This window comes from Paraburkholderia tagetis, from assembly GCF_022213065.1.
Lineage (GTDB): Bacteria > Pseudomonadota > Gammaproteobacteria > Burkholderiales > Burkholderiaceae > Paraburkholderia > Paraburkholderia tagetis.
Map to the genome: position 1 here is coordinate 38,637 of NZ_JAKLJA010000026.1, position 20,740 is coordinate 59,376.

Consider the following 20,740-nt stretch of genomic DNA (forward strand, 5'->3'; position numbering starts at 1 on the left):
TGCGCAGCGGACGACGCCATCCCCCATCCCGAAGGAACCGACCGATATGCAACAGTCAACGATCAAGGCAACGCTTTCGTTCAGCGACAACTCACCGAGTGTCGACCTGCCGGTCTACAAGGGCTCGATGGGCCCGGACGTGATCGACATCCGCAAGCTGTACGGCCAGACCGGCAAGTTCACCTATGACCCGGGCTTCATGTCGACGGCGGCGTGCAATTCCGCCATCACGTACATCGATGGCGACGAGGGTGAGCTGCTTTACCGCGGCTACCCGATCCAGGACCTCGCGGTGCGCGCGGACTTCCTCGAAACCTGCTTCCTCCTGCTCAAGGGCGAGCTGCCGAGCGCTGAAGAAAAAAAGGCGTTCGTGAACAGGGTCACGCGTCACACGATGGTGCACGAGCAGATGCACTTCTTCTTCCGCGGCTTCCGCCGCGACGCGCACCCGATGGCCGTGCTGACGGCTGCAGTCGGCGCGTTGTCCGCGTTCTATCACGACTCGCTCGACATCAACGATCCGCAACACCGCGACGTGTCGGCGATCCGCATGATCGCCAAGCTGCCGACGCTGGTGGCGATGGCATACAAGTATTCGATCGGCCAGCCGTTCGTTTATCCGAAGAACGAACTCTCGTACAGCGCGAACTTCATGCACATGATGTTCTCTAACCCGTGCGAAGAGTACATGGTCAATGACGTGCTCGTGCGCGCGCTCGACCGCATCCTGATCCTGCACGCCGACCACGAGCAGAACGCGTCGACCTCGACGGTGCGTCTCGCCGGATCGTCGGGTGCGAATCCGTTTGCGTGTATCGCGGCCGGTATCGCGTGTCTGTGGGGTCCGGCGCACGGCGGCGCGAACGAAGCCGCGCTGAACATGCTCGAAGAAATCGGCTCGGTCGACAACATTCCCGAGTTCATCAAGCAGGTGAAGGACAAGAACTCGGGCGTGAAGCTGATGGGCTTCGGTCACCGCGTGTACAAGAACTACGACCCGCGCGCCAAGCTGATGCGCGAGACGTGCCACGAAGTGCTGAACGAGCTCGGCCTGCACGACGACCCGCTCTTCAAGCTCGCGATGGAACTGGAAAAGATCGCGCTGGAAGACGAATACTTCGTGTCACGCAAGCTGTACCCGAACGTCGACTTCTACTCGGGGATCGTGCAGCGCGCGCTGGGCATCCCGACCTCGATGTTCACCTGCATCTTCGCGATGGCGCGTACGGTGGGCTGGATCGCGCAGTGGAACGAGATGATTGCGGATCCGGAGCAGAAGATCGGCCGTCCCCGGCAGCTCTTCATCGGGAGCCCCAGGCGGGCGGTCCAGGGCAAGTAGCGCCGCGACCGGGTGCCCGGCCATCGACACGCATCGGACGTTCGCGCCACATAGCGCACGGGCTGCCGTGTGCCGTGCATCGATCGTCACACCCGTTGCAACCGGGTGCAGCCGGTCGGCGCGCGCGATGATGCCGAGGTCATCCGTCTGGCAATCGATCGGAAACGGCAGGATCGCTACGATGCCGTGCACCGCATCGTAGCGTAGCGTAGCGTGCGACATCTTCCGCAAACAGCGCGATCATGTCACTCTGCTCCAGCACCTGTGTGAACATCAGCAGACGTCTCGACCAGCCTGGAGGGCGGCGGCTGTCTCGCGTGCTGGAAGAAGTTCGAAGCGATAGCGCAGCGCGCTCCCAGCCGGCCGGACGATCCAGGCTTGATGATGAGGGGTGGCTGGTTCTCCGGGAAGAGATGGCCGTCGAGAAAGTTCATGATGATGCTCCAAGGGCAATAGCTACTTGTGAGGCTCGACCATCGTTCAACGCATCGGCAGCACGTGGCGATCGTTCGATTGACAAAGCTCGCGGATGAACGCTTCGGCCCGGGGCCATTCGCCATAGCCCGAAGCCGGATTCAGATGTCCGAGCGCGCCGAGTTCTACAAAGCGACTGTCCCACGCCTGTGCGAATTCGCGGGCGCGATCCAACTACGTCAAAGGATCATTGCTGCTTGCCGCGGCGATACTCGGAGACGGCAGCTCAGCGCGTGGAATCGGCAACGATCCATGATCGTTCAATGCGTCAGTCGTCGGATAGCCGTGCGGCATTGGCGTTTCGAAGTCCGCCGGTGCCGCGAGCAAGGCGCCGCGAATTTCGCGCGAGGCAACTTTGCTGCGAGCAGGGTTTGCCTGTACTCCTGCCAATTCTGGGGCAGTGGGACTGCTCATCCGTGATCAATCGACGCTGCGCGACTCGCTCGACATGCTGATCCGCTACCAGCCAGTGCTCAACGATACGCTATCGTTGGCGATCGAGGAATGCGGCAGGCTCGCCATCATTCGCGAGGCAGTGATGGTGGGCAACGAGCATCAGCCCACACGCCAAAGGATCGAACTCGCCCACCGCGTCATGGTGCGATTGATACGTCAGTTGCTCAAGCCCGACTGGCGGCCACAGCGCGTATGCTTCGAGCACCCGGCGCCGCGTGAGCTCAGCATGCATCTGCGTTTCTTTGGCCCTTGTGTCGAGTTCGACCAGAACTTCAACGCCATCATCTGCGCGTAAGTCGATCTCGATGCCCGCAATCCGTCAGCCGATCCCGCGATGGCTCGCTATGCGCAGCAATTGCTCGACGCCTCCACGGTGTCGCACGCGACGGTGCTTGAGGCCGTACGGCGAACGATCTTGCCGCTCTTGTCCAGTGGCCGCTGCAGTATCGAGCAAGTGGCTGTACATCTCGGCACGGTGTGTCGCACCATCCAGAGTCGACTCGCGGAACAGGGGCAAAGCTTTTCGTCAGTGTTGAACGATGTCCGCACGGAACGCACGACACGGCACGTCATTGAAGGCGATCGTCCGTTGACCGAGGTGGCGACCCTTCCTCGCTTTTCCGCGCCAGGCGCTTTTTCGCGCGGGTATCACGCGCAATTCGGATGCAGTGCCAACGAAAGTCGGACAGGGCGCAACGCCATTCGCCCACAAACGACGAGAAACACTCATCTGCCCTGAGACCGTCGCGCGGAGCTTGAGTCCATCCCATCTTCGCGCCATCCGATGAAGCGAAGGTCAGTACACACACGAGACCGGCATTGCCGGTCTCGTGACATCTGTGTGCTCCGCCCCATCGGCCAGAAACGCGACACCTTTCGCTCCATTCAAATTGAAAGCGCGTCAGAGCCTGCCCCGCTCGAATGAAGCGGCATCGGCTTTAGGGCACAAGCACCGTCGAACCGACCGTCCTGCGCGATTCGAGCGCGCGATGCGCGTCGGCAGCCTCGGCGAGCGCGAATGTTTGTCCGGGTTCGCTTTTGATTTTGCCGGCCAGCACGAGATCGAAAAGCTCGCGTGCCATCGACAACATGTGCGATCGCGGCGTCGCATAATGCACCATCGCCGGCCGCGTCACCCAGATCGACCCTTTGCGAGCCAACACGCGGGTGTCGATCACCACAGGGCCGGAGGACGTGCCGTTGCTCACTAACGTGCCGCGAACCTGCAGGCTATCGAGCGACGCATCCAGCGTATCCTTGCCGACCGAGTCGAAGACGACTTCCACGCCCTTGCCATCGGTCAGCTCGCGCACGCGCTCGGCAATGTTTTCGCGCGAAGTCACGATGGTGTGCGTGCAGCCGTTGCGTTTCGCTATTTCAGCCTTTTCGTCGGTGCTGACCGTGCCGATCATGGTGACGCCGATCGCCCGCGCCCACTGGCTCGCAATCGAGCCCACCCCGCCCGCCGCGGCGTGGTACAGGATGGTTTCTCCGCCTTTGAGCGGATAAACCTGCCGGAACAGGTACTGTGCGGTCATGCCCTTCATGATCAGTGTCGATGCGGTTTTGTCGCTGATGCCGTCGGGCAAGGGGATCAGCACATCGGCAGGCATCACACGCACATCCGAATAGGCGCCCTGCGGTCCCAGCAGGTAGCCTACCCTGTCGCCCGCCTTGATGTCGGTGACGCCCTCGCCAACGGCCTCGACCACGCCCACCGCATCGGATCCCAGGCCATTGGGCAGGGCGAGCGGATATTGTCCGGTGCGAAAGTAGATGTCGATGAAGTTGACGGCTACATACGTGTGCCGCACACGGGCCTCGCCCGGGCCGGGCTCGCCAACCTCGACGGTTTCGAGTCGAAGGACTTCAGGTCCGCCCGTTTGATCAAATCGGATCGCTCTTGCCATTTTGAATATTCCTTGGTGAAAAATAAACTATCGCGCGGCCGTCAGGCCGCACGTCCCGTGCTCGCGCCGTTCGGCGCCCCTGTTCGACGCGCGGCAGCGTCGACGCGATTCCGTGAAACCTCAGTGCGCGTCAGGTCGAGCACTTAACGACGCTTTCCGGAAACGAATGCGGCAGCCGCAAGGAGACTGACGAGCGGCACGACCTGCAATGCACCGAGCAAGCCGACGCGGTCCGCGACGAAGCCGGTAAAAAATGGGCCTGGCGCGGTACCCAACAGGTTGTAGGTGATCGTGAGCAACGCGAACGCCGATGCATGAACGGACCGCGGCGTGAGATTGGCGACATCGCGCCGCCAGGACCATTCGTTCCGGATGTGAGAAACATCGCCACGCCGATCAGCGCCAGTTGCACTGCGCCCGGGTCGAGTTGAAAGGTCACCGCGCGCGAGGTGAAAACCAGCATACGATAGAGGAAAGCCGCGTCCCACTTCCTCTTACCTGCCGGGACACATAGTCAGACTTACCAGCCCAAGGGTCAGCGCGAGTACGACCCACGGATACACCGACACCTTGTCCCTGAGCGTGATGGCGGCTCCATGCCCGCCGCCAGCTTCCTGCATTCTCATTCAGTCTCCTTCATCTCTCATATTGCTGCGATGCACGTCTGGATGACCAGCCAGCCAGAACTGCTCTCGTGCAGGGAGGGGAAAGCTGATTCTATGGGGCCGCGCATTTCCACTTTTGGTGATCCGTGACACACCCATATCTTTCGACGTCAACTTTGGCGCGGATTGCACGCTTCGCCGTGCATGACATCTCGCCGGCTTCGTTCGCCGGAGGCACACCGCTTCTTTCCGGGCGACCGCACGAATGGTCGGCTACGATCGGTGGCCTCTCACAATACGATACACGTCAATTCAATTCATGTCGACATTATTTGTTTATGATGATACATTCCCAATCAAGGCAGCTGTGGCGATGCCGTGGCGGGCCGATCTGAAATCCAGGTACGGAGCGAAGAGAATGCTGATGACACCCTCCCGCGTAAAAGCCTTTGCACGAGATTGCTATGTCAGGCGGTGGATTGCCACGCGGATCGTTGTATGCTTGGTTCCTGGCAAGAATACCGGTGATACCGCTGCGCTGCCTTCTGAATTGCTTTGTTACGAGTGCATGGCCGGCATCGTGATGGCGAACTATCTGGGCGTGGCGTCGTGATGCCGGAATTGCGTGATCCAAACGCCGCGCCGCGCGGCACCAGACCGCGTCATGAGCCAAGCCAGCAGGTTCCGCGCAGCGCACACGAGCGTGTAACGCGCCCTTTTCGCTAGTGGAAGAAACGTCTCGCCGCTCTTTCCGAGCAACAGCAGCTCGCAAGTCCTGACAGCCGCTGATATCGATCAAATCGCGAACGTCCATGCGCTGTCGATCGATATCCAGAGACCAGGCGGCATGGCCCTGATAATCAGAAAAACTGACGGATGCCGAGCTCAAAGCCCATCTGATTCGAGCCACCAAACGGGGCGGCCGGCACAGCGGTACCTGCCGACACCGAATAAATGGCTCCCTTGCCATGATTCTTCATGTAGCCAGCGACTCCATACACCGCGGTGCGTTTGCTGAGGAGATAGTTTGCCCTGAGCACGCCAAGGGTGCCGTCTGCCTGATCCGCGGCATTGCCGATATGCGAGAGCTGGGCATCGAACTGCCACGCGCCGTAAAGCACAGACGCGCCGAGGTATTCGACATCCGTCTTGACCGATCGGACATCGCCGTGAAGGAGCCGATGTATCCAGCCCAAACCGAAACGCACGGGCCCGACATCGAGATGACCATTGACCTGATAACGACGGTCTGTATCGCCGGAGTTTGTAAACGCGACGCCCGGCGCACCGGGGACGGTTGCGATCGGGGCGGATCCTTTCCCCCCCCGCAGTTCTTCATAAGACGTCGCGATGCCCCAGTTGCGCGCGTCATACTTGACCATGGCAGACAGCCCACGACAAGCGACGAAGTCGCCTGCAACCTGACCGCCGCAATTTCCGGCCGTCGATGCATCCCGACCGAATGAATAGCTCGCGCCAATGGTGACGCCTGAGAACGTGCCCATATAGGCCACGGCGTTATCGAAGCGATCCGCCAACAGGGCACTGTCAAGCGACCCCAAACTACCGATTCCAGCGGCGCCAATGATGTTCGCATCGACCATCGCCCACGTTTGCATGCTGTACTGGCGTCCAAACGTGAGCTGCCCCCAGTTATTTTTCAGGCCGACATATGCCTGCCGCCCAAAAAGGCGATTGGCTTGCTGCAGTGCTCCGTTCGAAAGGGAAAAGCCGCTTTCCAAAGTAAAGATCGCTTTAAGGCCACCGCCCAGATCTTCCGAACCCTTCAAACCCCAACGTGATGGCACATCGCCGCCCCCGATGACCGGCATTCGGGCGACCGAACCACCGGTTGGCGTTGCGTGCGTGAGGTATTCGACACCGGTATCGACGATGCCGTATAAGGTAACCGAACTTTGCGCAAATGCCGGCGCGGAAACCAAAGGGGCTAACAGTGAAATTGCAAGTCCTGCTTTCTTCATCTTGTCTCCGCTTGCATTGAATACAGCTCTTATAGTGGGCCTTCAAACCGGTGCATCAGGGGCACTGGCACGAATGAGGCGATTGATGTAGACACACCTACGCTATTTATGAAGCATACCGAACCAATATTGCTAGTTTTTTTGCGCTACTTCCAGCGCCAGCAGTTCACAGTCATCACCGTGGACGCAGTCTACCATTCAAATATATTACAGTCGACAATAATAGCTCGGCGATGATATCGGGAAATACCCAGGGAAAACAAGCATGGGCCAGAACGCCACAACCCTGGTCGTTCGATCATCCGAATCGGCTCAGCTGATCGCGACATCAACGAAAAAGGCCGCGCAATCATTGATGCTCGAGGCGTTTCCGGCAGTCGCCGAGCCGTTTTGGTATCCGACCCGGCGGTTGAATCGCAGTTCATCTGACAAATAGCACCGGGTGGCGCCCCGAGATGCATCGAGCCGATCCGCGCCCCGCCCAACAATCCGTCAGCAGCATGTCCACAGACCACAGAAACTGTCAAATTCCTGTCGACATTACACGACACGAGCCCTAGAATCCAATTGGTTAACGTCAACGTAAATTGATTCCACCTTCGTCATGGCCCGACTCAAGACCCAAAATCTCCCCGATCTTTCCGCGCTCCTGACGCCGAAAAATCCATTGATGCTGGCCGTCGAGCGGGCGGTACTCCGTGGGCAAGACTCGGCTTACGCGTCGACGCCGATGGCCGATCAGATCGCGGCCCGGCTGGCCGGGGTCATTACCCTCGACCTGCTCAAATCAGGGCAGCGACTCCTCGAGAAAGACATCAGCGAGGTGCTCCACGTCAGCCGCGCCCCGGTGCGCGAGGCGCTACGCATCCTGGAGCGAGACCACTTGGTCGAATTTCAGGCGAGACGAGGGGCAATCGTGACGGCGCCTGACGAGCATGAGCTTCGCGACATATTCCGCGTGCGCAGCGTGCTTTACCTGACGATGCTGGAGCAGGTAGCGAGCGAAAGCCCGACTGAGCTCGAGGCGCTGTTCTCGGAGCGCCTGCCCAGGCTCGCCAAGGCAGCGGCCGAATCGCCGGACGCCTATGCCGTAGAGAGCTTCCTCCTCAATTTCGCCATGGTCGACCTCTGTGGCAATTGGCTTCTGGTGGATATCCTTCAATCCATTTCGTTGAGGACGCTGCGTTATCTTCGACTGAGTCTGGTGGCCACCCCTCATTCGATTCGCACATCCCTCAAACGTTGGCACGAGCTGCAGACGGCGGTGGTCAATCGGGATCATGAACAACTGCTATCCCTGGCGGCGTTGCGCCTCGACGAGGCAAGAGACGCCGCCGTTCAGGCGATTGCAGTCAAGCCGTCGACGCGTCGAAACCCACGCGCCGAAAAGACGACGCGACCTGAAGCATCGGGACTCTCGGCGGACTGAGCCGCCGGGGTACCCGGCATCCCGATCCAGCTCCCTATCCTCTCCGCGCGCGAGCACAACGCTCGTCACGCAGCCAGAACCCGTCTCGTTTCCAAGGGCCGACCGTCAATCGGAAGGTCGACCCACGTCCCGACCTCTACGCTTCCATACTCGTCTACTTCGTTTCAAACTGTGGCCCTCCGCCTTTGGAGGCCGTGCGTCCGCGAGACCCGGTCATGTTCATGTCGTGCCGGACGTATCAGGCCAAACCCTTAAATAATTAATGTCGTCAAAAATAAATTTGGGTGCTATCCTGCACTTGCATTTCGGAAAAGCGCGTGCCGCAATCGGTATCGTCGCGGCATGGCACAACGACCGGCAGACAGGTCTGTCATAGATGAAGCAAGTTCGTTATTAACCGGAGGAGACACGAATGAACCTGGACACGACTGGCGATATGCCGCCAAAGTCGGTCGCCACGACCCGCGCTCAGGCCAGCGCCTACGCGTGGGTTGTGTTTGCATTGATGTTCTGCCTCATGTTGTCCGACTACATGTCGCGGCAGGCGCTCAATGCGCTGTTTCCGATCCTGAAGGTCCAGTGGCAGATGTCCGACACTCACCTGGGCTCGATCAGCAGCGTCGTGCCCTTTACCGTCGGCGTGCTGACGCTCCCCTTCTCCATCATTGCGGACCGCTGGGGACGTGCCAAAAGCATTGGGCTCATGGTCGCGCTATGGAGCGTGGCCACACTGGGATGTGCGATTGCGAGCAATTATCACGAGATGTTCGTCGCGCGCTTGTTTGTGGGCATCGGCGAGGCTGCCTACGGAAGTGTTGGCATTGCCATACTCCTCAACATCTTCCCGAAGCACATGCGCTCTAGCATTGCCGGTGGCTTCACCTCCGCCGCCGCATTCGGGTCCGTACTCGGCGTCTCACTTTCCGGCCTCGTCGCGACTCACTTTGGCTGGCGTTGGTCGATGGGCGTCATGGCAATCTTCGGATTTGTGCTGTTCATCATCTACTGTTGCGTGGTGACGGATAAAAAGCTCGAACGCGCACATCCGGTCGACGCCGGGCCTGTCGCACACGGATATGCGAAGCTGACGCCGCGCGCGCTTCTGGCCGGAATCTTTCCGAGCCGATCGGTCTTCTGCGCGTACCTCGGCAGCGCCCTGCAGGTGTTCATTCAGGGCACGCTCTTCGTGTGGCTGCCTAGCTATTTGAACCGCTACTGGGGTATGTCCGTTAGCAAGGCGGCTTTGACGGCAGCAGGCCTCGTGCTGGTCAGTGGTGTGGGACAGTTCCTCTGCGGCGTGATCACCGACCGGTTCAGCGGAGGGTCGTCCCTCAAGCGATGGAACATGGCGATCGTGTATTGCTTCGCGCTCGGCATCCTGCTGGCGATTGCCTTCCGCTTGCCTCAGGGCACGTTGCAACTCGCGGTGCTTGCGTCCGCCGTGTTCTTTCTTGCCAGCTCGTTTGGTACTTGTAGCCCGATCATCGCCGGCGCGACATCGCCCGCTATCCATGGCTCGGCGTTTGCGACACTGACGCTGTTCAACAATATTCTGGGCCTTGCGGCAGGCCCCTTTTTGACCGGGGCGGCAGCGGATGTGATGGGCCTTCAAGCCGCCTTGCACTGGCTTCCCGTACTGGCGATTCTGCCGTTCACGGTGTTTCTTATCGGCAGGCGGTACGGCATTGCGGAAGCATCACGCGACTGACGGTCTGGCAAGAATTCCTGGCTCAACAGCGTACATTGCAGCGACCGGTTCGAACCGGTCGTGGCGCTTCCCCAGGCTCTTCCGCAGCGTCCCAGTCCTGTTCGACATTCTCAATCTCTACATTTCACTTAGAGGTCCAGCATCATGAACTTCCTTGACGGCCACCTGTATCCCGAGAATCAGCAGCCCCTGATCATCACAGCCGCTCCCTATGCGCCGGGCTGGATTCCCTCAGACTTCCCGGAAGATATCCCTATCACGATGGAGGAGCAGATCCAGAAGGCAGTGGATTGCTACGAAGCCGGTGCCACCGTGCTGCATCTGCATGTGCGCGAACCCGATGGCAAGGGCAGCAAGCGGCTGTCCATGTTCAATGAACTGATTGCCGGCGTGCGCAAGGCGGTGCCGGAAATGATCATTCAAGTAGGCGGCTCCATCAGCTTCGCGCCTGAATCTGAGGGCGAAGCCGCCAAATGGCTTAGCGATGACACGCGGCATATGCTGGCTGAACTCGATCCGAAGCCCGACCAGGTGACGGTGACGGTCAACACCACGCAGATGAACGTGACGGAGCACGCTGGCATCGATGACTTCAAGGGCGTGTCGCGCGGATTCCCGCACCTCTATGGGACGTACAAGGACATGATTGTGCCGTCGAATCCCAGTTGGGCCGAGGAGCACATCCGACGCCTGACTGCCGCCGGCATCCAAAGCGAGTTCCAGGTCTACAACATCAACAGCTTTGAAACGATTGAGCGGATGATTCGCCGCGGCGTCTACAAGGGGCCGCTGGTGATGAACTGGGTGGCGATCAGCGGCGGCATGGATCAGGCGAACATCTACAACCTGGCCAACATGCTGCGTGCTGTGCCCGACGGTGCGGTGCTCACCGTGGAGAGTTCGGTGCTCAATGTGCTGCCCATAAATATGATTGGTATGGCCCTGGGCCTGCATGTGCGGTGCGGCATCGAGGATGTGCTGTGGAACCAGACCCGCACGGGCAAGATGAGTTCCGTGGAGCAGATCAAGCAACTGGTGCGTATTGCTGGCGAATTCGGTCGCCCCATAGCGACCGCGAAACAGGCACGAGAAATCTGCAAGATCGGCGTGTTCTACGACACCGTGGAAGAGACGCTTCAGGCCAATGGCTTCGCGCCTAATCGGAACGGTGGCAACCAAGGCTTCTTGCGCAAGCCGGAGTAAAGCCTCTGGGGGGATTGACATCATATGCTGTATGAACCGCCCAGCATTTCCTGGACGGATTCGAGATGACGTTGCATCCCCATCAAGAGGATTCCGGATATTTCTTGATATGGGAGTTCGTCAGGCACTGTCAACTTGCGGGACTTCGTCGATGATGATGCATAAGGCACTGCGGCTCAGAAAGCATTTGACGGAGTTTGGGTGACGTTGGTTAATTCGCGCCAGGCGTCAAACCGGGCCGCGAGGTGTTTGCGATAGAGCGAAGCGCGCAGCAGATGTCGTTTCAGTGCGGAGTGGTGCCGGATCGGACCGAAGCTAGACAGAAAGGCCTGCGTACGCTTCGGATCGCGAAAGCCTCGCATGCGCCGCTCGCGCTTGCGTGTGGGCTGATGGCTGTTCTCTGCCCGGTTGCTGACACAGGCCGCAGCCTTGACGAACACATGCGTCACGTTGACCAACTCCGGAATGTCGGCTTTCGCCGCCGGATAGCTGCGCAATTGATCGGTGACGATCTTGCGTGGCACCGGGTTCGAGCGCAGCACACGCTTGAAGAAGCGTTGGGCGGCGGCCGTGTCGCGTCGCTTTTGCAGCAAGATGTCGAATTCGACACCGTGCTCGTCGACTGCACGCCACAGCAGGTACGGTTCCCCACACAGGGTGACGAACATCTCGTCGAGGTGCCACGTGCTACCAGGCTTGCGGCGCGCCGCTTTTACCCGATGGGCAAAGCCTGCGCTGAACTTTTATGAGACGGCTGCGTACCGTTCGGCCCTGGCGCAGCCAGGCGTCCATTGCCATGTGTCCTTATGCCCCTGGCCAGTTCCTCCCCGTGGCCGCCGGATTGCGTGAATTGCCGGATCGATCACACGCCGTTTACGCTCAAGTGGTTGCCGACCCCGGCGTCGCGCCGACGACGTCTCGATCCCACTGAACAAAGGGAAACGTCCGCAACTCGCTTGCCCGGGCCCTATTACCACCGCCTGTGGGAGTTCCGGGATCGCTCATATGAACACCAGCGCTATCGCACCAGCCGCCATCATCTGATGGCGGCCGCGCTGACGCTGTGGAACACGGTGTACATGGAACGGGCGTCCGCTGGTGCCCACGGACAGCGACTGTACGTTGGCGAGGCCCGTAATGCCCGGCGCCCCATGACTTGTAACACGACAACCATCACAGCAGGTTCACTGTTCTCCCGCGCGCCAGCGTACCTTGTTGAGCCCTTGTTGAGCCCCCATTCGGCCGGCACTGCATGAGCCCCCCGTTCAGGAAACGATGATTCGCCCTCCGGATTTTGTCTAATCTTTCATTATTCTTGCATTTACCTGACATATGCGCTTTAATGAACCTGTTTGCATTCCTGATTGTTCAGACACCCAATCCCTGTTGAAACGATAGCCATGTCCTTCACCCCGACTCCTTTCCTGGCGACTTTCCCCATTCCGCATCAGAGCGGAAGAGGCAGCCGTTCGCGCACGAAGGCGGGGATCGTGAGACGTACCCGGAGCCGCAGTGGTCCTGCGGACAGGTCAGCACTTCCTTTTGCCCGGCTCTTCGCATAACACAACACAGTAGAGCGAAGGCCGGGCTCCCTACCTTCACTAGTCGCCCATGACCGTCGACGGTCGCGCCCTGCCTTGGGGATGCCGCGAGCGGACGTGCTGCATGCACCTGCGTGGGCGTGTGACACATTTCACTGGATCCCCGTTGCGCTACGGATGTGCGGCCGTTTGTCACACGTCTGACGGGGCTTGTGCGAGCAACCAGGAAAAAGCCATGAGAACGCAAACGAATCATTCAAATTCGGCGCTGCAACGTTGCGCGGAACCCGCTATTTCAGTTGCGGGTTGGTCCGCTGATATGCAGTCCGTCATTTGGCAGAACACACGCACCGGCGCGCTGGACTGTTGTGCTGAACACAAAGGCTATCGCCTGGAGGCCTGTGCCAGACCGTCGCGTAACGAACTGTATGCGGCCGATCTGGTGATCGGACGGCCAGGATTCCCGTCACGGCGCTTTCGGGCCCTGGACTACTTCTACGATCCCAGGCAGGCCCTGGGTTATGCGACCCGATGGGGAAGGATCTGGATCGACCATCAGGTGAAGAAACACGCCGGCAACGCCGGTCGGCTGGACGATCGTGAGCCACTTTCCTGATGCTGCGCCCGAACAGAGGAACCTTGTCATGCAGACGATATCAAGACGCCCGGGTGAAGGAACGTTGCGCTTCGTGATGCGCGACCCAGCCGTGCCGACGGCAGCGCTCCTGTACTGGACGGGATTGCCTGAACCGTCACGGGAGCCGAGTTTCAGTGAAGTCACCCGGCGTTTCAACGCCCTGATGCAGGTCGTTTTCGCGGATGAGCGTCCCGGCGCGTTCGTCAATCGCGAGGTCATACGCGAAGTCGTCCCGTCCGGTGTGATTGACCGCCTTGTGTTTCTCGATGGTTCGTGGCTTGACGTGTGGAATGACAGCCATTGCGAGGACATCTGTAACCTGTATGCCTGTCCGAGACACACATGTCATCTGCCAGCACCGCTTTATTCATGACGGTGGAACCGCATCCCGAAGTTCCGCCGGTCCTCCCGGAATCCGCCATGGACCGAATCAGGGCATGTGCACTCCTGCCAACCGTGCCGGTCCAGCGGCGCGCGTGGGTGGCAGCACCTGAATCCACACCCATGGCGGTTGCCCCTGCCGACATCCAGCCGGGCGTCGTCATGATGAACACGACTGTTGCGTGCACAACGCTTGATGATGCTGACGCACATCGGTGGACGCGGGTCCATCCGGACGAAGCAGACAACGAGCGAGGGCGCCGTGCAGTCGCCCGTGGGCATGGTGTTACGCGTTTCGCGGTGTGGCCAGACGGTAGTATGCCGGCCGCCACGCGGCGTGGCGATCCAGCATGTGAACAGCGCATTCCTGTTGCGGCCCGGAAGCCAGGCCGTGACGGGGGCGTCGCAAGCCCATTCCGATGCCGCACCTCGGGACTGAGAGACCCCCTGCGTCGTGTGACCGCGGCCCGACGAAGATGATCCAGATATCCGGAGAGACAGACATATTGAGTCCCCATGAATTTGCCACCCTGATGCTCGTCAATGCCGCACCCGACCAGATCGACCTGAACCGTGAAGAGCTTGATGTCTTGCTGGAACATCAACTGATTGCACTCGAACAGCTCGCGTCCGGGCGCCAGCGTCCCCGTCTTACCCGCCAGGTCCGTTCCGTGCTTCGAGCCGTGGCGCGGCACCATTGAGCGGGATCCACCGCCGCCCCACTATCCCGGAATCATGCGGCTGAATGCAGGAGCGGCACTGCCAGGACCTCTACCAGACGTTCGATGGTGAACTGCGTGTGCGGAGGAATCCTGCCGGATCGAACACCTGTAGACCGATGACGACGATGGCCCATGCTGCGCGCCCCATCGGCACCTTCATCGCATCCCGTACAGACCAAAGCCGACTCGCGCGGCGCGAACGCCGGACTACCCCTAAAGGAGATACATGATGCTGACCCAACAGCAAATTGCTGCCATCCATAGAGCGAATCTCGACAACCTGTTCCGCATGACCAGCGGAATCGTCGAGGGCGTCGACAAGCTGGCTGCCTTGAACATACAGGTTGGGCGATCGGGACTCGCCGATCTCCGCAACGTGACACTGCAGGCGATTGCCGTCAGGGAGTCGCAGGAATGGTTCGCACTGCATGGCAGTCTCATTGCGTCCGCGACAGAGAAGATGCAGGCCTGGAGCCAGCAGGTGTTCGACGTCGTCGCTGCTACCCAGGCCGAACTGGGACGGTACGCGCGCGCCGGGTGGGACGCGCAGGTCAGCCAGGCAAGGACACTGGCCGGGGACGTCGCAAAAGACGCGCCTTCCGGCAATGGGGCCGCGACTGCGGCAGTGGATCAGGCCATCAACGCCACCAGTGCGCTGGTTGAAACGTTTCAGAAAAGTGGCGAGCAGTCGATCGCATTCACGCGCAGCAACTTCGAAGCGGCCGCTGCGCTGGCATCGAATGCCACGAAGCGCGCGACCGGGCAGCATGACCGAACCGCAAAGCGCTAGCTCTCGCGGCCGGCCTTGACCACCGGCCAATGGATGACCACTTATGCAGGATTCCTTTTCATACGGGCACCTGCGCGCACATGCCAGTCGCACACGCAGGCTACCCAGGCCGGGCGGCGGGCTCGGTGAAGTGGCGTGCAGCTGGCATGAGCGCTGGTCTTTTTCTGCCCGAAGGAGGCGATGATGGACGAAAGCTGGGTCACCATGGTGATGGGCTCGACCGTACTGCTGATGGCGGCCATTTTCGTGGCCGGCCACTACCGGCGTGAACACCGGCGAGCATGAACCGGACAGGCGCACAGCCACAACCCGAACCGGGTCGCCGGCACATGAGCGCATACGACCAGGCCGCGCAGGAACTGGCGCATGGCCAGTCGCATGCGCCCGGCCAGCGGGATTTGACCAACGAATTGATGATTGAGGACGGACAGCATGACAAAACGCATTGCGGTCGTTACGGGCGGCATGGGCGGCCTGGGAGAATCCATCAGCACGAAACTGCATGACGCCGGGTATGCCGTGCTCGTCACCCACTCGCCAGCCAATGCCGGCGTAACGGCGTGGCTCGCGAGTATGCAAACACAGGGTCGCAGTTTTCGTGCGTACGCCGTGGATGTGGCCGACTACGACTCCTGCCACCGGTGCGTGGCGAAAATCCACCAGGACGTCGGCGCGGTCGACATTCTCGTGAACAACGCCGGCATCACCCGGGACATGACGCTCAGGAAGCTCGACAAGGTCAACTGGGATGCAGTGATCCGCACCAACCTGGATTCGGTCTTCAACATGACCCGCCCGCTGTGCGAAGGCATGATCGAACGTGGCTGGGGGCGCATCATCAACATTGCGTCGGTCAACGGTTCGAAGGGCGCCATCGGCCAGACCAACTATGCGGCTGCCAAGGCCGGCATCCACGGTTTCACCAAGTCACTGGCGCTCGAAGTGGCGCGCAGGGGTGTCACTGTGAACACGGTTTCGCCGGGTTACCTGGCTACCAGGATGGTGACCGCGATCCCGCCGGAGATTCTCGGCACAAAGATCCTGCCGCAGATTCCGGTGGGACGGTTGGGCCGACCGGAGGAAGTCGCGGCACTCGTCGCGTACCTGTGCTCCGACGACGCGGCCTTCGTGACCGGCGCGAACATCGCCATCAACGGCGGCCAGCACATGCACTGAACCGTTCGTGCGCCCGACAGGTCACCTGCCGGCGTGGACCAGTATTGCGCCCCGCCACCTGGACGGCGCACGAAACGCATCCATTGGAGAGAACACCATCGTGGAGACAATCCAGCAGCTTTATCCCTGCAAGCCCATGCAGCGTGTTGTCGTCGTGAACCGCATCTATGGCCAGCAACGTCTCACGGGCAGTGGTACGGTTGCGAACCGGGAACTGGTTTTCGAGTTGTGCAGCGGGGCGGCAACCTGCCCGAAGGCGGGGCAATGCCCACTGTAGCGGGTTCGCGAACGGGGTGTCCGGGCACGACACGGCTACGTGCGGGATCCCTGAGCGCCGCGTCGAAGCACCCATCGGCGAAACACGTACACTGGTTTCAGGAGCCCACCGACGTGAGTGAGAAGACGCCGCAGTATCAAGGCTGAAGTCGTCTCACGGGTTTGACACCATCGTGAACGTCAGGACGGCGGGTGCGCTGGTGAGTGCCACGCCAGCCCGTCAACGCGCTCTCGCGGGTTCGGCCGCGGTAAGGCAATCCAAGCAAAAGATAGCAATATAATCAGGATTGCTTATACAGATAGTGAGGAGAATTTCCGGGCGTCCGATGGCAGTCAGTGCTCCAATGATTAGCGTTGGGGCAACTTGACGAATCACGCGCGTCACGCTGTACGGCAGCCATTCGTTGTCCCCCGGAAGCGATGACAAAGAGCACGATGAACCAGGGAATGCTGCCGCACACTGAAGACCCGAATCGATCGGGCCATACAACGTGACCGACGACCGCCCATACGCGCCGCGGGTCAATAATCACAATACCCCAATGCCGATGATTCCTCGCTTCGTGGTGTCTCCTTGTCACGCCTGTCAACTGATTTGGACCGGATGCGGATGACGACCACCCGACGATTCCGGGACCTTCCTGCGACGGCCTAATTTTTAACAAAATGCAAACGCTTGTATTACCTAATGCCTACAGAATTCACCATCACACACCATTGTTTGTGTCGACATTAATGTTTATACTTGGAGAAAAACGCTGTCGCGTTCCGGGACAACCCTCCAATCCACCACTATGCAGTACTGAATTGATCGCCGTGCGACCGCAGGACGGAGCGCGCCGCCATCGTCGGTGACATGCCGTACCGAAAAATCGATATAGACGCTATGACACAAACCATTCTCATTGTCCCCGGCCTGCGCGACCATGTGCCGGACCATTGGCAGACCCTGCTGGCAGCGAAGCTGCCCAATGTATACAGCGTCGCTCCGCTTGAGCACGACAAGCTAAGTTGCGGGGCCCGCGTCGACGCGATCGACCGCGCTCTGGGCACCATCGAGGGGCCGGTGATCATCGTGGCCCACAGCGCAGGCGCGATGATGGTCGCCCATTGGGCGGCCCGGGGCGCGACACGCGAGATACGCGGCGCACTGCTTGCGGCGCCCGCGGATCTCGAGACGCCCATGCCACCAGGCTACCCGACGACCGACACACTGAAAACCCACGGCTGGTTGCCGATCCCGCGTGGCACATTGCCTTTTCCGAGCATCGTTGCGGCAGGCAGCAACGATCCTCTGACGCGTCTCGATCGCGCCCGCGAGTTCGCACACGCGTGGGGCAGTCGCTTCGTCGAACTCGGCGAGGTCGGGCATCTGAATCCGGCCTCAGGCCATGGCGAGTGGCCGCGGGCCGAAGAATTCATTCGCGAACTCTCATGACCGAACGATGGCCAAGCGCCACTGGCGGGGGAAAGAGATCGAGCGTGCGGGATTTGAAGACCGCAGTGCCCGAGCAACGCATTAAAGGCGTGGGATTTACTATGAGGAATGCGCGACATGTTGTTTGAAACCATCGACACGGGTTGCCTCAATGATGAAGACCTTCCCTGGATGCCCTACGCGCCGTATTCGGACGATGTGCAAATCAAGTACTTCAAGATCGACCCAGTCCGCGGCGAAACGATCAGCCTGTTAAGGATACCGCCCGGCGCGAAACTAGCCACGCATCACCACACCAGCACCGTGATCGTCTATACGGTTCGGGGGAGCTGGAAGTATCTGGAGCACGATTGGGTCGCAGGGGAAGGGAGCGTGGTCTACGAGACTGCTGCCACGATCCATACGCCCACTGCCGTGTCGGACAGTGAAGTCGTCACGTTCAATATCGTCGCCGGTGAGCTGCTCTATCTCGACGAAAACGGCAAAGTGGCGGCGACGGAAAACTGGCGCACCGCGATGCGCCGCTACCTTGATCATTGCCACAAGAACGGTATCGAACCGAAGGATCTTTCTAGCTTCTCGCAGTGAGTCAGTGGAGGTGCACGGGTGGCGAGACCTTGCGCTCGCACGCGACACGGCACATAAAGCCAGATTGAGGATAACCATGAGTTCGATGAATAAGAGTGTTGTCGCCAAATACTTCGACCTGTCAGGTCTGACGGTTGTCGTCACGGGTGCAGGGTCGGGCCTCGGCCGGCAGGCGGCGCGCACGCTAGCCGCAGCTGGCGCGCAGGTCGCGCTGCTCGGCAGGCGGTCCGATCCGTTGCGAGAGACGGAAGACATGATCGTGCGCGATGGCGGCGTTGCACGCCACTTTGCGGTCGATGTCACTGACCAGAAGGCGGTGGGTCTCGCGTTTGACGAAATCCAGCGGGCGATGGCGCCGCTCTGGGCGCTCGTCAACAATGCCGGAGCGGGCGGTCGCGCCGCGTTGATCGATGTCGACGCGCAATCGTTCGACCGTGTGTTTGGCGTCAATACGAAGGCTGCGCTTCTCACAGCAACGGCGTTCGCGCGTCGGCTGGTCGCCAGCGCGCTGCCGGGCCGCATTATCAACATCTGCTCGCTCGCTGCGCAAACGCACTCGCCGAATCTGTCGATCTATAGCGCGAGCAAAGCGGCGCTCGAACATCTGACTCGATCGATGGCTCATGAATGGGCGAGTTACGGCATCAATGTCAACGCGATCAATCCTGGCTTCATCGAGACCGACATCAATCGTGCACTGTTTCAGACACCGGCCGGCAAGAAGATTGTCGAAGGATTGCCGCGCCGACGGCTGGGCACGCCCGCCGCGCTCGACGGTGCGTTGTTGCTGCTTGCCTCGCCGGGAAACGATTTTATGACGGGCGCGACGCTTTCGGTGGATGACGGGCAGCGCTTCGTGATGGGTTGATTCGTGCGAGTTGCGTGCCGGACGGAATCGGCTTTCGAACGTGTCATGCTGTGCAGCTAAGGACTGGAGGGCATTCTTCGTCTGCCTGGCAAGGCGTACGCTCCGAGCGATGAACGTCCTCTACGCGCCCGGCAAGGGGAAATACAAGCCGGAGGCAAGGGTGTTGCGGGCGACTGCAAATCCAAGGGAAGCTCGATTGGTGAAACACTTGCAGATCCAGCTGGTTGCGCTCCTGCCGAATATCCACGCTGTTCCGCCGATGGGGCGAAGGATCACACTTGCACCGGCCGCGTCAAGGCCATCGAGCGCGAGATCGCTGCCATCAAGGGACTAGTCGTGACCATGGCACACAAGGGGATTGTGGTCAAAACTCGCTCAAGCCGCGATGATCGGTAGCCGGAGGCGGCCCGCTTCAAGAGCTGGCAGCAGGTCCCGCGCGCAGGCCTGGATGCATTCGAGCCGCTCCTGTTCGGTGCGCGTGCGAAACGTCACGCCAATCAGCTTCAGACGCTTGAGCCAGAGCTTTTCCAGGTCGATCTGCGCTGTCGTAGAACCCACACGCGCAATATTGACCAGTCGCCCTTTGACCGCGCGGCTGTCCATGTTCGCCTCAAATGCCGGGCCACCCACGGTGTCGATGATGAGGTCCACACCGCGCTTGCCGGTAGCGGCCATGACCGCGTCCACCTGCGATTCGCGCGAAGAGTCGATGCCGGCATCGACGCCGAACTGGCTCAGCCTGTCGAGCTTCGCAGCAGAGCGCGACATCGCGATCACCGGCTTCGCCCCGAGCGCAGACGCAATCTGGATCGCCGCCATCGCGACCCCAGCCGACGCCCCGTTGACCCGGATCGATTCACCCTCGTGGAGCTGACCGTTGGTCACGACCGCGTCGTGCGCGGTAATGAATAGCGGCCGCGTCGATCCAGGACAGGTTTTGTGGCACAGGCATCAATGCAAGCGGGTGTGCGATCACGTACTCCGCCTGGCAGTTGCGCCCGTGGCCCATCACCCGGTCGCCCCCGCGCCACCCCGTCACGCCCTCTCCGACCTGAGCCACCTCCCCGACGAATTCGACACCGGCGGTAATGGCCTTGCCCGCGCGCAGTTCGCCCGCCTGCTTGATCTCGCCGCGGTTCAGCCCAGCGGCGCGTACCCTGACCAGCACCTGCCCCGCCCTCCGGCACGGGAATATCTACCCAGCGTTCCTTGCGTTG

The 20,740-nt window shown here is 60.5% G+C and carries 20 protein-coding genes and 4 pseudogenes; 17 read left to right on the top strand and 7 right to left on the bottom strand.

Annotated elements, in window-relative coordinates; all coding sequences use genetic code 11:
- Positions 1-46 precede the first annotated feature (46 nt).
- The gene (gltA, locus tag L5014_RS25435) at positions 47-1,339 is read left to right on the top strand and encodes a citrate synthase (RefSeq protein WP_238466570.1); all 1,293 of its coding nucleotides are present in this window, start codon (positions 47-49) and stop codon (positions 1,337-1,339) included.
- Between the two features lie 245 nt (positions 1,340-1,584).
- Here the strand turns inward: gltA and L5014_RS38835 are convergent, their stop codons facing one another.
- Together L5014_RS38835 and L5014_RS25445 are read right to left on the bottom strand one after the other, a co-directional pair.
- Positions 1,585-1,773 carry a hypothetical protein gene (locus L5014_RS38835; RefSeq protein WP_338019327.1) on the bottom strand — a complete coding sequence of 63 codons (189 nt, stop codon included), beginning with the start codon at positions 1,771-1,773 and terminating at the stop codon, positions 1,585-1,587.
- Positions 1,774-1,819: 46 nt separating this feature from the next.
- Positions 1,820-2,200: pseudogene (locus L5014_RS25445) on the bottom strand (RBBP9/YdeN family alpha/beta hydrolase); the annotation flags it as partial.
- Here L5014_RS25445 and L5014_RS25450 point away from each other — a divergent pair.
- Positions 2,199-3,008: pseudogene (locus L5014_RS25450) on the top strand (AraC family transcriptional regulator ligand-binding domain-containing protein); the annotation flags it as partial. The pseudogenes L5014_RS25445 and L5014_RS25450 overlap by 2 nt on opposite strands.
- Positions 3,009-3,207: 199 nt before the next feature.
- Here the strand turns inward: L5014_RS25450 and L5014_RS25455 are convergent.
- Complete coding sequence (locus tag L5014_RS25455) at positions 3,208-4,179, bottom strand: quinone oxidoreductase family protein (RefSeq protein ID WP_238466571.1); 972 nt, start codon at positions 4,177-4,179, stop codon at positions 3,208-3,210.
- Positions 4,180-4,322: 143 nt separating this feature from the next.
- A complete protein-coding gene (locus L5014_RS25460) occupies positions 4,323-4,478 on the bottom strand; it encodes a hypothetical protein (RefSeq protein ID WP_238466572.1) in 156 nt (51 codons plus the stop codon).
- A 625-nt stretch (positions 4,479-5,103) separates the two neighbouring features.
- On the opposite strand from L5014_RS25460, the gene L5014_RS25465 reads away from it, so the two are divergent.
- The gene (locus L5014_RS25465; protein ID WP_238466573.1) at positions 5,104-5,397 is read left to right on the top strand and encodes a hypothetical protein; all 294 of its coding nucleotides are present in this window, start codon (positions 5,104-5,106) and stop codon (positions 5,395-5,397) included.
- A gap of 247 nt (positions 5,398-5,644) precedes the next feature.
- Here the strand turns inward: L5014_RS25465 and L5014_RS25470 are convergent, their stop codons facing one another.
- A complete protein-coding gene (locus L5014_RS25470) occupies positions 5,645-6,766 on the bottom strand; it encodes a porin (protein WP_238466574.1) in 1,122 nt (373 codons plus the stop codon).
- A 265-nt stretch (positions 6,767-7,031) separates the two neighbouring features.
- Between L5014_RS25470 and L5014_RS25475 the strand changes: the two genes are divergently transcribed.
- The 4 genes from L5014_RS25475 to L5014_RS25490 all read left to right on the top strand — a co-directional run bounded on the left by L5014_RS25475 (position 7,032) and on the right by L5014_RS25490 (position 11,106).
- Positions 7,032-7,202, top strand: coding sequence for a hypothetical protein (locus tag L5014_RS25475; protein WP_238466575.1), 171 nt, complete (start codon positions 7,032-7,034; stop codon positions 7,200-7,202).
- A gap of 168 nt (positions 7,203-7,370) precedes the next feature.
- Positions 7,371-8,195 carry a GntR family transcriptional regulator gene (locus tag L5014_RS25480; RefSeq protein WP_238466576.1) on the top strand — a complete coding sequence of 275 codons (825 nt, stop codon included), beginning with the start codon at positions 7,371-7,373 and terminating at the stop codon, positions 8,193-8,195.
- A 412-nt stretch (positions 8,196-8,607) separates the two neighbouring features.
- Positions 8,608-9,903, top strand: a complete 1,296-nt coding sequence (locus tag L5014_RS25485) for an MFS transporter (protein WP_238466577.1) — start codon at positions 8,608-8,610, stop codon at positions 9,901-9,903.
- A 144-nt stretch (positions 9,904-10,047) separates the two neighbouring features.
- A complete protein-coding gene (locus L5014_RS25490; protein ID WP_238466578.1) occupies positions 10,048-11,106 on the top strand; it encodes a beta-keto acid cleavage family enzyme in 1,059 nt (352 codons plus the stop codon).
- A 176-nt stretch (positions 11,107-11,282) separates the two neighbouring features.
- On the opposite strand, the pseudogene L5014_RS25495 reads toward L5014_RS25490, so the two are convergent.
- Positions 11,283-11,849: pseudogene (locus L5014_RS25495) on the bottom strand (IS6 family transposase); the annotation flags it as partial.
- A gap of 63 nt (positions 11,850-11,912) precedes the next feature.
- Here L5014_RS25495 and L5014_RS39045 point away from each other — a divergent pair.
- The 10 genes from L5014_RS39045 to L5014_RS25540 all read left to right on the top strand — a co-directional run bounded on the left by L5014_RS39045 (position 11,913) and on the right by L5014_RS25540 (position 19,523).
- Positions 11,913-12,362: a Tn3 family transposase gene (locus L5014_RS39045; protein WP_420800130.1), complete on the top strand. Its 450-nt coding sequence runs from the start codon at positions 11,913-11,915 to the stop codon at positions 12,360-12,362.
- 520 nt (positions 12,363-12,882) lie between these two features.
- Positions 12,883-13,263 (top strand): hypothetical protein, encoded by a 381-nt coding sequence (locus L5014_RS25500; protein WP_238466579.1) that lies wholly within the window; start codon positions 12,883-12,885, stop codon positions 13,261-13,263.
- Positions 13,264-13,291: 28 nt separating this feature from the next.
- Entirely contained in the window at positions 13,292-13,657 is a 366-nt protein-coding gene (locus L5014_RS25505; protein ID WP_238466580.1) for a hypothetical protein, read from the top strand.
- Positions 13,658-14,168: 511 nt separating this feature from the next.
- Positions 14,169-14,366: a hypothetical protein gene (locus tag L5014_RS25510; protein ID WP_238466631.1), complete on the top strand. Its 198-nt coding sequence runs from the start codon at positions 14,169-14,171 to the stop codon at positions 14,364-14,366.
- Between the two features lie 247 nt (positions 14,367-14,613).
- Positions 14,614-15,177 carry a phasin family protein gene (locus L5014_RS25515; RefSeq protein WP_238466581.1) on the top strand — a complete coding sequence of 188 codons (564 nt, stop codon included), beginning with the start codon at positions 14,614-14,616 and terminating at the stop codon, positions 15,175-15,177.
- Positions 15,178-15,609: 432 nt separating this feature from the next.
- Positions 15,610-16,353 (top strand): acetoacetyl-CoA reductase, encoded by a 744-nt coding sequence (phbB, locus tag L5014_RS25520; protein ID WP_238466582.1) that lies wholly within the window; start codon positions 15,610-15,612, stop codon positions 16,351-16,353.
- A gap of 100 nt (positions 16,354-16,453) precedes the next feature.
- Positions 16,454-16,630: a hypothetical protein gene (locus tag L5014_RS25525; protein WP_238466583.1), complete on the top strand. Its 177-nt coding sequence runs from the start codon at positions 16,454-16,456 to the stop codon at positions 16,628-16,630.
- 876 nt (positions 16,631-17,506) lie between these two features.
- Positions 17,507-18,067 carry an RBBP9/YdeN family alpha/beta hydrolase gene (locus L5014_RS25530; protein WP_238466632.1) on the top strand — a complete coding sequence of 187 codons (561 nt, stop codon included), beginning with the start codon at positions 17,507-17,509 and terminating at the stop codon, positions 18,065-18,067.
- A 117-nt stretch (positions 18,068-18,184) separates the two neighbouring features.
- The gene (locus L5014_RS25535; RefSeq protein ID WP_238466584.1) at positions 18,185-18,655 is read left to right on the top strand and encodes a 2,4'-dihydroxyacetophenone dioxygenase family protein; all 471 of its coding nucleotides are present in this window, start codon (positions 18,185-18,187) and stop codon (positions 18,653-18,655) included.
- Positions 18,597-19,523 carry an SDR family NAD(P)-dependent oxidoreductase gene (locus L5014_RS25540; RefSeq protein WP_238466585.1) on the top strand — a complete coding sequence of 309 codons (927 nt, stop codon included), beginning with the start codon at positions 18,597-18,599 and terminating at the stop codon, positions 19,521-19,523. Before L5014_RS25535 ends, L5014_RS25540 begins: the two co-directional genes overlap by 59 nt.
- Before the next feature lie 387 nt (positions 19,524-19,910).
- On the opposite strand, the pseudogene L5014_RS39050 reads toward L5014_RS25540, so the two are convergent.
- A pseudogene (locus L5014_RS39050) lies at positions 19,911-20,712 on the bottom strand (zinc-binding dehydrogenase); the annotation flags it as partial.
- Positions 20,713-20,740 lie beyond the last annotated feature (28 nt).